At 55.5% G+C, this 12,916-nt stretch carries 11 protein-coding genes and 3 pseudogenes; 4 read left to right on the forward strand and 10 right to left on the reverse strand.

Annotated features, from left to right (window positions below; genetic code table 11):
• The first annotated feature begins 506 nt into the window (after positions 1-506).
• Together istA and M2406_RS17190 are read left to right on the forward strand one after the other, a co-directional pair.
• The gene (istA, locus tag M2406_RS17185; RefSeq protein WP_259190771.1) at positions 507-2,006 is read left to right on the forward strand and encodes an IS21 family transposase; all 1,500 of its coding nucleotides are present in this window, start codon (positions 507-509) and stop codon (positions 2,004-2,006) included.
• A 10-nt stretch (positions 2,007-2,016) separates the two neighbouring features.
• Positions 2,017-2,364, forward strand: coding sequence for an ATP-binding protein (locus M2406_RS17190; RefSeq protein ID WP_259190772.1), 348 nt, complete (start codon positions 2,017-2,019; stop codon positions 2,362-2,364).
• A 181-nt stretch (positions 2,365-2,545) separates the two neighbouring features.
• Here M2406_RS17190 and tpx read toward each other — a convergent pair whose 3' ends face one another.
• Together tpx and M2406_RS17200 are read right to left on the reverse strand one after the other, a co-directional pair.
• Positions 2,546-3,049 (reverse strand): thiol peroxidase, encoded by a 504-nt coding sequence (gene tpx / locus M2406_RS17195; protein ID WP_259190773.1) that lies wholly within the window; start codon positions 3,047-3,049, stop codon positions 2,546-2,548.
• Positions 3,050-3,409: 360 nt separating this feature from the next.
• Positions 3,410-4,309 carry a Kdo hydroxylase family protein gene (locus M2406_RS17200; RefSeq protein WP_259190774.1) on the reverse strand — a complete coding sequence of 300 codons (900 nt, stop codon included), beginning with the start codon at positions 4,307-4,309 and terminating at the stop codon, positions 3,410-3,412.
• Between the two features lie 1,402 nt (positions 4,310-5,711).
• Here M2406_RS17200 and tnpA point away from each other — a divergent pair.
• Positions 5,712-5,870: pseudogene (tnpA, locus tag M2406_RS17205) on the forward strand (IS66 family insertion sequence element accessory protein TnpA); the annotation flags it as partial.
• On the opposite strand, the pseudogene M2406_RS17210 reads toward tnpA, so the two are convergent.
• The 8 genes and pseudogenes from M2406_RS17210 to M2406_RS17250 all read right to left on the reverse strand — a co-directional run.
• Positions 5,854-6,090 (reverse strand): annotated as a pseudogene (locus M2406_RS17210) (hypothetical protein); the annotation flags it as partial. The pseudogenes tnpA and M2406_RS17210 overlap by 17 nt on opposite strands.
• Positions 6,091-6,143: 53 nt before the next feature.
• Entirely contained in the window at positions 6,144-6,992 is an 849-nt protein-coding gene (locus M2406_RS17215; RefSeq protein WP_259190775.1) for a hypothetical protein, read from the reverse strand.
• Between the two features lie 976 nt (positions 6,993-7,968).
• The gene (locus tag M2406_RS17225) at positions 7,969-8,106 is read right to left on the reverse strand and encodes an AlpA family transcriptional regulator (RefSeq protein ID WP_259190776.1); all 138 of its coding nucleotides are present in this window, start codon (positions 8,104-8,106) and stop codon (positions 7,969-7,971) included.
• Positions 8,103-8,672: a DUF3296 domain-containing protein gene (locus M2406_RS17230; protein ID WP_259190777.1), complete on the reverse strand. Its 570-nt coding sequence runs from the start codon at positions 8,670-8,672 to the stop codon at positions 8,103-8,105. The genes M2406_RS17225 and M2406_RS17230 overlap by 4 nt, the downstream gene beginning before the upstream one ends.
• A 76-nt stretch (positions 8,673-8,748) precedes the next feature.
• Positions 8,749-9,168: pseudogene (locus M2406_RS17235) on the reverse strand (putative zinc ribbon protein).
• Positions 9,156-9,578 carry a zinc-ribbon domain-containing protein gene (locus M2406_RS17240; protein WP_259190778.1) on the reverse strand — a complete coding sequence of 141 codons (423 nt, stop codon included), beginning with the start codon at positions 9,576-9,578 and terminating at the stop codon, positions 9,156-9,158. Before M2406_RS17240 ends, M2406_RS17235 begins: the two are co-directional and overlap by 13 nt.
• A gap of 290 nt (positions 9,579-9,868) precedes the next feature.
• Positions 9,869-10,111: an AlpA family transcriptional regulator gene (locus M2406_RS17245; protein WP_259190779.1), complete on the reverse strand. Its 243-nt coding sequence runs from the start codon at positions 10,109-10,111 to the stop codon at positions 9,869-9,871.
• Positions 10,112-10,262: 151 nt separating this feature from the next.
• Complete coding sequence (locus M2406_RS17250) at positions 10,263-10,832, reverse strand: inovirus Gp2 family protein (RefSeq protein WP_259190780.1); 570 nt, start codon at positions 10,830-10,832, stop codon at positions 10,263-10,265.
• 246 nt (positions 10,833-11,078) lie between these two features.
• Between M2406_RS17250 and M2406_RS17255 the strand changes: the two genes are divergently transcribed.
• Positions 11,079-12,905, forward strand: coding sequence for an ATP-binding protein (locus M2406_RS17255; RefSeq protein WP_259190781.1), 1,827 nt, complete (start codon positions 11,079-11,081; stop codon positions 12,903-12,905).
• Positions 12,906-12,916 lie beyond the last annotated feature (11 nt).

The raw sequence follows: 12,916 nt of genomic DNA on the forward strand, positions 1-12,916 counted from the left end.
GCGCAGCCGCGGCATTATTCACGTTAACCTTATCAGGCTCAAGCACAGATAAAGCCAACGCCTCCGCGCCATCCTGACACGGCCTTCCCCTGGTTCGGCAATCAGCCAACTCTCAAAAGAAAATACGCACTCACACGATTGTTGCACGGATCACGGGTAACGCTCGCGTTTATCCCGTCTTTCGAAGACGTCCAGGTGGTTACCGGACCGTTTTTTAAAGGACGACTCGTAGGGCTCCGCAAAGGGACCGGGCTCCAACACTCGACCATTTGTACACCCACTTCCGCTTCCGACCCAAACCGACCATTGATTCCGATTTGTTCCGGCCATATTTGGCCCTCCGTCGGAATCCGTGATCCTGGCTCCGGAATCCGTGATCCTGGCTCCGGAATCCGTGATCGGATTGTCGGAATCGGTGATCCTGTCGTCGGAATCCCGCGCTTTTCACTTTTAAAACAATGGACAACACTTTCTCCTGATAACGCATCTTCCGGAGGAGTGTCGCCATGGCAAGACTGAGAACGCGGATGAGTAAAATTAAAGAAGTGCTGCGCCTGAAATTTGACTGTTACCTGCCCAACAGGAGTATCTCGGCCTGTCTGAATATCGGGTGCAGCACTGTATCTGATGTGGTCACCCGCTTCAGGGGGAGTCAGCTGGCGTGGCCCCTGCCGGAAGAGATGACGGAATCACAACTCGAAGCGTTGCTCTATACCGGACGTGCCAACGACAGCCATAAACGGATGCCCGACTTCCCCCTGTGCCATCAGGAACTGAAGCGTAAAGGGATGACAAAAATCCTGCTCTGGCAGGAATATCAACAGGAAACTGGCGAAAACGCCTACGGGTACAGCCAGTTCTGTAACCTCTATGGTGAGTGGCTGAAGCAGAAAAAACGCAGTATGCGTCAGCATCATGTTGCCGGTGAGAAGCTGTTCCTCGACTTCTGCGGGCCGACGATCCCGGTTATCAACCCGGATACGGGCGAGTTACGGCAGGCGCACATCTTCGTCGCCACGCTTGGTGCCTCAAACTACACCTATGTTGAAGCCTGTGAAAACCAGCGGCAGGAAAGCTGGCTGATGGCCCACGTCAGGGCGTTCGAGTTCTTCGGCGGTGTTCCTCAACTTCTCATCCCGGATAACCTGAAAGCGGCAGTCAGCCGCGCAGACCGCTACGAGCCGGTACTGAGCGAGAACTACCGTAAGCTGGCCCGGCCCCGCAAGCCGAAAGACAAACCCAAAGTTGAAAATGCCGTTCAGGTCGTGGAGCGCTGGATCCTGATGCGGTTGCGGAATGAAGTGTTCCATACGCTGGCCGTGCTGAATCTGGCCATCAGTGAGCTACTGCAGGATCTTAATGAGCGGCCGTTCCGTCGGTTGCCGGATTGCAGGAAAAGCCTGTATGAACAACTGGATAAGCCCGCACTGAAGGCGCTCCCGCCATACCACTATGAATACGTTGATATCCGCCGAGCGAAGGTCGGCCCGGACTATCACGTGCTGTACAGCAAACATGCGCACTCAGTGCCTCATGCGCTGGTCGGCAGCCATATCGATATCGAAGCCGGAGCCAGGCTCATCCGCCTCTATCACCGGAGAACGCTGGTTACCCAGCATCCACGGGCACAACAACAGGGTGGCTTCACCACGCAGGCAGAGCATATGCCGGAATCCCATCGCCGGCAGCGATGGAGCCCGGAAAGGCTGCTGTCCTGGGGCGAGAGCATCGGCAGTGCCACCCGCACCGTGGTGGCCTGGCACCTGCACCATCGTGCGTATCCGGAACAGGCTTACCGGACCTGTCTGGGGCTGCTCAATATCAGCCGTGAATATGGCGATGCCAGGCTGGAGAACGCCTGCCAGCAGGCGCTGTTACTGGAGCGCCCATGGCGTCAGGTGATCCTGAACCTGCTGACAAACCACCGGGACCGGCTGAAAGACGAAGCGCCGGATGAGTCCCCTGTAGAGCACAGCAACGTACGCGGTGCCGGGTACTACCACTGAGGAGAAAATAATGCATAACAACCCGCTGGAACAGATACGGGCCCTGCGGCTGGGGCACATGAGTAACGCGCTGGAGCTGCAATGGTCGCAGCCGATGACCTACACCTCGCTGAGCTTCGAGGAACGGCTGAGTCTCCTGCTGGAGCACGAACTGCTGCAGCGTGAGGTCTCGAAGGTCAGATACCAGCGGGGGAGCACCATCATCATCAGTCAGCTACCAGTGAGTGAATGGTACAAACTGGTAGGCAACCCGACGGTGGCCGATGCCCTGATGGACCGGCTACTGCACAACGGACATCGAGTTGAACTCAGGGGCAAATCAATGCGTAAACTGGCGCAAACCGATCAGACGGGTTAAAAACTAAAGTAAGAAATAACCAGCGCGGGAAGCGCGATCGAAATCGCCGGAATCATCGGAATACGCACCGTTCTCCGGATTTAAGGCGAAAACGTGTCAACGCTATTCAGGACGGGTCATTAAAATAAATAAAGGCCGCGCTATAAGCGCGGCCTTATGTGTTTCACTGCAGAGTGACCGATTATTTCAGCACGGACAATGCCGCCGCGTGGTCAGGCGCGTCGGTGATTTCCGGAACACACTGGCTGTAGAGCACCGTATCATCACCGTCCAGCACCACCACCGCCCGGGCAGTTAAACCCGCCAACGGCCCGGCACTGATGGCCACTCCGTAGTCCTGCTTAAACCGCTCGCCGCGCAAGGTCGACAGCGTCATCACCCCCTCCAGTCCCTCCGCACCGCAAAAACGTCCCTGCGCGAACGGCAGGTCGGCTGAAATGCACAGCACCACCGTATTGTCCAGCGTCGCCGCCTGTCGGTTAAACTCACGCACGGAGGCGGCACACACGGCAGTATCAATGCTGGGGAAAATCGACAAAATCTTGCGCTTGCCCGCAAACTGGCTCAACGACACATCCTGCAATGTCGCGGACACCAGAGAAAACGGCTTGGCTTTTTGCCCCTTAACGGGGAACGCGCCGGTCACAGGCACCGGTTGCCCCTGAAAATTCACGGTTCGGGTCATCACTTCTCCTTAATTACACGCATAAAAATAGCTATCGAGTCATCACCCTAACGTCGGTAGACATGCATTTGCACAACGCATTCGTAACAAAATACAAACGCCCACACATCCCTTCCCACGATGAACCGCACCTGCGCGCACCGGCTGACAGAGTACACACCGGCAGACAGTCATTTTCCCATGAGGGATGGCGCGATTGCGCCAGGCAGCAAACCGGGATTATTCAACGCGGGAGGCATCACGGTTAATGTCTGACCTGGGACAACTGAAAGGGGGCCGATGAGAGAAAGTGCCTCTGCCCGGCAAAGACAGCCACCGCCGGCAGCAGGCTACGGGCGCGGCGCCCGTAGCACCGCGACGTTAGATCAGGGGCTTGTGAAGTAACCTTTCCAATACCCTCAGGGGGGCATACTGCGGTGACATCATCGCCTTCACCGGTAACAAGAAGGTGTGTTCCAGCATAAACTGCCCGGCCATGGCCGCGTGTGGGGTCTGATCGGAAAAACACATCCAGCTGCTGCCCGGCGGAAACGCAATCGTCTGTTGCGGGCCATTCTGCTGATATTCCCTGTCGGCCTTCATGGCGTCATGCATGTGTAGCATCAGATGGTCATAATGGCTGCGACGCGTTTTTGTCAGGCCCAGTGTATTCTGGAGCCAACTGGATAACGGTGAGTAACGTGCTAAGCGCGGCAGAAAGCGCTGTGCCAATGCAGGAAAAGGCTCGCCAACGCGCCATAGGCGGCTTTCGCCATGCGGGTTAATATTGGTGAATAGACGTAAAATACGCTCACCATGGTTAGGCCGTGAGGGAAAAGCATCCACATGCAGGCGACTGTCGTCTTTGCGCCATGAGGTTGTTGCCTTCCAGGCCTCTATCGGGTGCAGACGCAGGCTATTGGTTGGCGTATGCAGCGCATCCCGATACGCGGGAAAAGCCGTATTGAGCAACAGGCGACAGGCCTGGTGATGGCGGGCCAGCAATGTTTTCATCGCGTTGTGGTCGGTAGCCAGCGCAACCCCCGCCAGCGTCTGTTGCGCTGGCTGATAGCTAATATTCTTACGCTTTGGTTCAACCCGTTCAGGGTCGAGCAGGGCTTTTTCCGCCTCCGTCAGGTGAAAGGCCAGATGCGGGAAATACAGCACCTTGCCCCGCTCCAAAGCGTCCACGGCATCCTGTTGGCAAGGCGTAGTGATGTGCCAATCTTGATAGGGAAGCGTCATAATGACGACTTCCCGTTTTTGTTTATCCTCGAACATGGCACTCCCCTAATATGAAGTAGCACCCCTACCCCTCCCCGAATAACCGTACGCCATCCGAGCCTCTGGCATCGACGCGTATCGCGCAGGGTGTTCTGATGGGAGGAGCAGGCGTGCATGTAAGCAAACCTTATTGCGCGCTTCCCTGCTTTGCTGTCATGCAGCCTGTCCCCTTTGTCTTGGGTGGCGATCACCGTGAGGACAACGGGAGGCCTATTTCCCACTCACGGTGCCGCCATTATTGGCGGATGGCGCAGCCTGAGTCAGGGTATCCAGGCCGCGCCGTGCTTTATCTCTGGTGAGGAAGCAAAACGAAATCTATCGACGGCGGGTCGCCATAAGCAATAGCGATTGCATGTCTGGATGTAAAAAATAGTGAACATGGCTACGTATTGCGGCATTCACAGCAGCAAACATAACAAGGTAAAACAGCCCGTTAGCCTGGTTTTAGAAAACTAACCAGGGAGCAGGATTGCACAGGCCCTATCCTTCCATGCGGGCAAGCCCTGCCACCGTAGCCTGCGCATCGTTGCAGCCCTTTCCTGTCGGCACTGACAAGGTTTACCCTGTTGAGAACGTCATGGCCTCTTGCCCGTCACCCGCGTTATGCAGGCCTTTCCCTATCTCAGTGGCATCCGTGATGTGCTCCACCGTGACGCTACCTCCACGTCCACTACCCAATAGCTTTGCGGGTTTTAATCGGCGCAAACAAACCTCAGCGGGTTAATATTGCTTTGTCACCTGAAAAATAAGTTGACTTCGAACACCTGCCATCGATAGAGATAGTTCATTCCTTATCAACAAGGGTCTTTTTGACCGCCCGCCCCCAGCGGGCTTTTTTTGTCATTGACATGCCATACCTGCCGTTTGCACGTTCATACATGTAATGGGTAGAGAAGCCCTATTGCATCCCTAAAATAAAAATTCGACTTACCGCATTATTTGCCCGTCCATCTGACGGGCTTTTTTAGGGTTGTTCGCGCTTTACCGGGGAACGTTGCTTTAATTTTCAGGACGTAGTCAGCGTTATCCCGGCACCCCTAGGCCATCCGCTTCATCACTTTTAGCTTGTCGTTCATTCTCTCAGCGATGCAGGGGATTTTTGTTTGTGCCGACGTGCAGAGACTCATACGTAGCATTGAGCGCCCACCAACAAAGGTGACCAAGGCCAATAATACTGTCCGTCCCGCAGGCGTTCACTTTATGAGCTTTGGTCGCCACCCAATCCATGGTGACGTCCGGATACCTGTAGGTTTTTATCGTCGTGCCCCGACCCGGTCCTGCAGCCCGGACGTTGCCACCCCACCTTGACAACAGTAAGCATACGGTGAACTCATCTTCACAGGAATTTTCAGGCAGTTAGCATTACCGGCATTCGTACAATTCCTATGGAGATCGAACAATGCCGAAAATTCGATGGACCCTTGACCAGAAAAAGCATCACGTCGCCGCATGGCGAGCCAGTGGCCTCACCCGCGAACAATATTGCGAACTTTACGATATCCCCTTCAAATCACTGCAACAGTGGCAGCAGGATGTTGCAAAGGCAACACGTTACGCTGGCGGAAGGCGTACGGTTTTTTACGCCCTGCCGCACGGGGCCAGCAACGTGCCTCATACCACGGCGAGGAAAATTTATGGTGACGATATTTCAGGAAGTCATGGCGGTAACGCCAGTCGGCCAGATCACGAAAGAAAGGCCCCATTGGCCCCTGCAGGAGCAGATACTTTTTCCCGGAAAGTAATATTTTCAGCGCGTTACTGTTAACACTGTGAGTGATGAGTAAAAAGTCAATTCAGATCGTCTGGGCGGCAAGTCACCCACCGCGCGGAGTTAGTTGGGAAACAGGAACGTCACCCCCGCCCGAAAACCCAGACCACCCGGTCCGGATCCGGGCGCCGTCACCCAGTAGCGCGTACCAACCTGAAAACTCACCAGCTGCGACCCCAGCGTGACAACCTTTGAGACGGTCAGGTTGGCCGGGACGCTCCATTTCTCCGCATTCCAGTCATAAGTACTTTCCGTATCCAGCCCGAACGTCCAGGCGCTGCCCGTCGTATGGGAGATGAAAGGCTCTAAAAAGGTCGCGTTGACGTTGTGGCGGTCCTGATTGCCGGCAAATGACCAGATATGATTGACCAGGGCCCCGTAGGTTAAACTGCCCTGTTGCGTCAGTAAGACCGCGGTAGGACCCCCCCCCCATTTCTCCCCGCCCAGAAGCCTGTCTGAGGCGGAAGGAACCAACATCGCCGGTCCGGCACCCCAGATAAGTCCGCCGGCGGTGGGGGCCTTGGGCGAGAAAAAGAGGCTCTGGGTGATATCCCCCACGCCCGACTGGCGGCCAGATTTTCCGGCGACGTCACGCAGGGACACGACCGGCACAATCGTGCGCGAAATCACATTCCAGTCCTCACCGACGGAGAAGGGGATGACAGGCTGGATGTTCAACTGAGACTTCGTGCCGTTGTCCGGGCCGTACCCCCCGTCGTAGTTATACTGGAAAGGCACGCTTATCAGCGCAGCCACCGGGTTCGCCAGCTTCTTCGCATACTCCTCCTCCCCGGCGTGTGCCGCCGCGGCGCTCAACAGGCCGGCGGCCCCCGTCAGCAACATGCTTAACGTCCATTTCATACGCAATCCACCCTGTAAAATGTTAAAATCAGGTACCGGGGCTTCCAGCACGTCGGCATCCTGTGCAGCCCCCACTTCTGCGCAGACTTCAGCGGCGTGCTCCCCACCGCCTTCCCGCCTCACGCAACATCGCATGTTCTACCCTCCCAACGGTTTTACTTTTCAAAAGCTTTTTTTGCGCCTGAGCGCCCGCCATTTTATTACTTTGTAAAGCAACGCTTGTCAGCCACACACTTTGGTTTTAACGGGTTCCTCCGGTCGTCGGATGCTTTCCATACCGGCAAGCTAACCTCTGCCTCACCAGCCCTGGTTTACCTTGATTCTCGGATTACTCTGCGTGTTTCGATGATTTCGGCCAGCGAGCCCTGGAGCAGACAACAGTGCAGAGCCGGCACTTTATTTACAGCGCGGGAGGGTGACACAGGCACCTCACCGGCAGTCACAAAATGCCCGGCGGTGTCGTTAGCCAGATAATACTTCCGCATGCGCATGCGGTAACCTCCGGCAACTTATAGACCAGTGAGTAACATCGTGCTGTTGTCACCGGTACAGCATATGAGGCAATAACGTTCACCCTAATAGCGGTTGTCGCAGCCGGAACAGTGCCAGTCGGCCTTGCACACCACCGGGTGAGCATCGGTCGCTCAGCGCCGCAGCCTCTGGACAAGGCCCGGCTCTTCGCGGGCAGATGTCACATACGGACAGTGCGCCATGCCGTTCTTTGTCAGGGCATCAGCGGTGTGTTCAAACCAGGGTCTGTTCGTGCCCCATTCAGGATGAAAAACCAGCGCACTTTGGCACAGATGACAGGCATCGCGGTCGTACGGATAGGTTGTTGCCGTCGCCGCGAGGTCAGACGCCCCACGACGCACGGGCTATGAAAAATTTGGCGTACATGGTGTTGTTCCTTACCGCAAGACGACGTGCAGGCAAGGTCCGTCCCGTGATGGGCAGACGGGCAGAGTGCGAATAGCGGGTTAATTCAGGTCCGTGAAGAAAGGCGTGATATGCGCAAGGGTAACCGGATTTACTTGCGGGGATCTGCAATGCGTTGCTGTACCCATTGTTCTACTTCGCTTTTGAACCAGCGCGAACTGCGTCTGAGTTTGATGGGTTTAGGGAACGCCCCGTCCTGCATCAGTTTATAAAACCACTTGTCGGTCATCCCGATAAACGCGGTGTGATCACCCCCGTTCTCGCCGTCATGACGGGCACGGTCATGCCCTGAACCCTCGCCTGTAGCTGACTGAAGCGTAATGCGAAAGCCCCCTGCGCGGAACGGTTAATGACAAGCGGCGTGATATCCACCACGTCTTCATGCTCCCCGTCCGTTACCCTTCGCCAGGCGTCACGGATGATGTCACTGAACGCCAGCAGAGTGCTTTCAACAGGTTGTGTCATGGGTGTCAGCGTATCAAGATTCATCATCAGCACCATTTTGCATTCGCTTGCACAGGTTGAACCCCATATCCAGCGTAACAACGTCGGGGGGGAATGGTGGCGCGCCAGCTGGCGTTGCCACGAATACTCGCCAGTCCGTTGCCAGACTTCCGCTTGAAAGCGCAGTTTCAGTGTTCGATAATCGGTCATGGTTTCGCGGTACGGCAACACCAGGGTAAAACTGAACGCCGCCAGTCGGGGGTAGTGGTCAACGGCCTGTTGCAGTACCGCACGTGTATTTGCTGCATCCACAGCATTACCGGCTTCAGCGCCGGAGTGAGGATCATTCATGGGGGTTATCTCTTTGGGTTGATTCAGGGGGACACGAGTTGCACGGTATGTCTGATGCGAAAAACCCTCACCGGGCTTATCCGGGGAGCGTGTTACAGCCGTAATTCATCTGCCAGTTCGCTTCTTCAATGCTGTAGATGCCGGTCAGGCAACGTGGACAGGACTTCACGCCCTGATAATGCTCGCTGCACCAGACGCAGTACCAGGCCTGCGACATGACGGGGGCACCCAGCCCGCCGATAATACTGCGCAATTTGTTGTGCCGGGCTTCGGCTTTCACCTCAGGGTCAAGATGCGCGCAGGCCATCAGCACATGCCGGGCTACGGTCTGCTAGTCATGCTCAAACCACGGGTCTTCGTGCATACCGGCATGCAGTATCAGCCGACAGCCGCAGGACGCGCAGCTCCATATCTGTCCCGGTGCACTCATCGCCTCACCGGCAGTCACAAAATGCCCTTCACGGTCATTTGCCAGATAACACTTCAGCATGCGCATGTTGTCACCTCTGCTGGCGGGTTGCCCGCATCAGCGCTTTCACGGCTGTATTCACCGCTCCGGCAGGTCAGGCAGTAACGCTCGCCGTGGTACACACTGTCGCAACCGCTACAGTGCCAGTCAGATTTGTAAACCTGCGGGCGGGCATCAGGTACATAACACTGCAACTGCCGGTGATAGCGGATCTCTTTCGGTTTGAGCCTGACATACGGACAATGTCGTCGCCCGTTCTCCGTCAGCGCATCTCGACGGTGTTCAAACCACGGACGTTCCGTCTGGTATTCAGGATAGTATTGCAGTGCACTGCCGCACAGATGGCAGGTATAGCGGTCATACGGTGCGGCCTGCGCGGTTCTGGCCCCCGTAAGGCGACCGTTGCCGTCCAGGGCCATAAAGGATTTTGCATACATTGTGTTGTCCCTCACCACCAGACGACACGCAGGCGTCAGCCGTCCCGGTGCGGGCAGCGCAGGCAGGGTGCGAATGGCAGGTCAGTTAAGCGTTAGCGGGTCGGTACCGGCGATGGCCGGTCATGGAATACAGAAAGGTTACGGTTGCGCAGGGGCGCCGGAGGGACGAAAACACACGGGACAGGGTTTGATACCACAGTGCCGTCGCTGGCAACGGGGGCACGTCCAGCGTGGAGGAATTGTCCATGGCTGAGTACGCCGTCGTTTTTCCATTCAGATATCCCCTCTGCTCAGGCGCCACGGGAATCGGCAATGCGCTGCTGCATCCAGGTTTCCACTTCACTCTTACGCCAGCGACTGCTGCGACCCAGCTTGATGGGTTTAGGGAACTGCCCCTCCTGGATAAGTTTGTAGAACCACTTATCCGTCATGCCGGTGCAGGTGGTGATAAACGTCATGTCGATGAGCGGGTCGTTTGCGCAAAGCAGCGTGGTGGTTGTGGTGCCGGCGTTGTTCGTATTCAGTGTGGTCATGGTATTTATCTCCCTTTGAGGAATGGTTGTCGGGAGACGTCCGGTGTCGTTGAATCTCCAGCGAGCCGGTTCTCCTCAAAGGATAGGGATTGCCTGTAAAAAATTACCGGCCCATCGCATCAGGCCGGCAAAATGCGTGTCGTGTGGAGGCTCAGCCCCGGCTGCAGCCAAAGTTACGCTCACCGTCGCCGGTGACTTTGGTCTCCAACTTGGCTAAATAGGCCGCCTGCGACAGTGACTGTTGCAGCTGAGTATCATTGCCACGTGTCAGCCATGACACAGGACTTGCTGGGAAACGTGCCAGAACGGCATGCGCCTGTGCATTCACCTGCAGGGCACTACACCAGGCTTGCTTAATCATCCCGGCTAACGTTTCTGGGTCCTTGTAATCCCCCGGCCCGCACCAGGTATCGCGGTTCAGCAGCAACACCACGTGGTAATGCTTTTTCCCCTTAATCTCACCAAACTCACGCGCCCAGACAAAACGCAGCGTGGTCGGCCAGATACGTTTACCTTCACGCTGATGGCGCTTAAAGTACGCGTTAATGCGGGCTTTTAGAGCATCGATAAACCGGGAGATAACCGCGGCATCGGTAGCCGCAGGCGTATCAGGCAGCCTGAGGTCAACGCGCAGTGCCAGTACGCGGGTGTAAGCGTTAAGTGCGCAATTGAAGGTATCGGCGATGCGTTGTTGCCAGTAAGGGTCGTAGGTGTAACTCATTGAGATGGACTCCGGTGGGTTATGGTTCATAACCATTACCGGTGCCGTTAAAAAATAACTTTTCGGGAGACCTGCCATCATTATACCGGACCAGATTGCCGGGTATCGCACGAAGATATCGGAAGCCTTCGCGATGTTATCCATTTAAGTCCAGCGATAAATCAAACCACCATCAACAAAAATATTCAGCCGCCGGGTAAGATAATTAACAGGTCAAATGGCCTGTTAATCAAAAAGGGAAAAGACATGCGTCTGAAGAGTGTGGCAGTAAAGAATTTCCGCTGTTATGCAGATGAAGTAAGCGTTGAGCTCGATGACCTGACAACCTTTGTCGGACGCAACGATATTGGGAAATCGACGATCCTGGAAGCGCTGGAGATCTTCTTCAATAACAGCGTGGTATCTATTGAGAAAGGAGATGCCTGTATTCACAGTGGCCTGGACAATATTGAGATCACCTGTGAGTTTACCGATCTCCCCTCTTCCCTGACGCTGGACTCCGGGGCTGAAACGACATTGGCAGAAGAATTTTTACTAAGCAGCACCGGCTCACTTCTAATTCGCAAGATCTACAACTGCAGTAACAAAAAACCCACCGCTGAGATTTTCGTGATTGCAAACCATCCGGCTGCAGTGGGTTTTCAGAATCTCCTCGAGCTTAAGGAAAAAGAGCTCCAGGCCCGGGTGAAAGATCTCGGGCTCGATGTTCCCCTCAAAGGGAACCCCGGAATGCGAAAGGCCATATGGGCAGCATCAGCCGATTTACAGTTAACAGAAACGCTGCTGGCCGTCGGAAAAGCCAAAGAAGACACAAAGCGTATCTGGGAGCAAATCGAGAGTTGGTTGCCGATGTTTGCACTGTTCCAGAGCGACAGAAGCAGCCGGGATTCCGACGATGAAGTACAAAGTCCGATGAAGGCCGCCATCACGGCTGCTCTGGCCGAAGTACAGGACGACATCGCCAGGATCCAGTTAAGGGTCCAGCAAAAAGCAGAAGAGATTGCCCGAAACACCCATGAGGCGCTGAAAACCATTGAACCCGGTCTGGCGAGAGAACTCACCCCTGAATTTACGCCTCCCACGCCGGCAAAATGGCAAGGGCTGTTCTCCGTCGGGCTCAATACTGATGGGGGGATCCCGCTTAATAAACGCGGGAGCGGTGTCCGTCGTCTGGTGCTGGTCAGCTTTTTTAAAGCCGAAGCAGAACGACGACTTAAGTCCAGCAATCACCGCAGTATCATCTATGCTATTGAAGAACCCGAAACCTCCCAACATCCTAACTATCAGCGCATATTAATTGAATCGTTTAAATCTCTGTCACTGGAAGCCGGTTGCCAGGTCATACTGACGACGCATAGCCCCGGCTTTGCCTCAGAGCTACCCGTTGACAGCATTCGCTTTGTTTCCCGGGATACCGCTACCGGGCGACCCACCATCCAGGCCGGTGCTGACGTTTTCGGCATCGTCACGGATACGCTGGGGGTCACACCGGATAACCGGGTCAGACTGTTGTTCTGTGTAGAGGGTCCAACGGATGTTGTCGCCTTTAAAGCGCTCAGTAAAGCACTGCATGCTGAAGATAATACCCTCCCCGACCTTGATAACGACGAGCGAGTGGCATTTATCGTGCTGGGGGGAGGAACGCTCAAGCACTGGGTGAATGAAAATTATCTTCGTGCTCTGAACCGTAGGGAGATACACATCTACGATCGTGACGTTCCTGCCTATGCTGAAGCGGTGAATGCCGTCAACGCCCGGGGTAACGGCTGCTGGGCGGCACAGACGCTGAAACATGAAGTCGAAAGCTATCTTCATCCTGATGCCATTCACGACGCCTTTGGTGTGACAATCGCCGTTACCGACCATCCTGTCGGCGGTAAAGCTACGCCAAAAGTGTTTGCGGAAGCGTATTCACTGGCTCAGCACTTTGATGGCGTGATGAAAGATAACGCCGCCAAGGCCCGACTGGCCGAACGGGCTTTTCCGTTGATGACTGCGGCCCTGATCCATCAACGCGATCCGGAGGGTGAAGTCGTCGGCTGGATGCACAGAATACGGGACATGCTCCAGTGACGCAGAGGAAC

The sequence above is a fragment of the Serratia sp. BIGb0163 genome, assembly GCF_024809935.1.
In the GTDB taxonomy this organism is placed as follows: Bacteria; Pseudomonadota; Gammaproteobacteria; order Enterobacterales; family Enterobacteriaceae; genus Serratia; species Serratia quinivorans.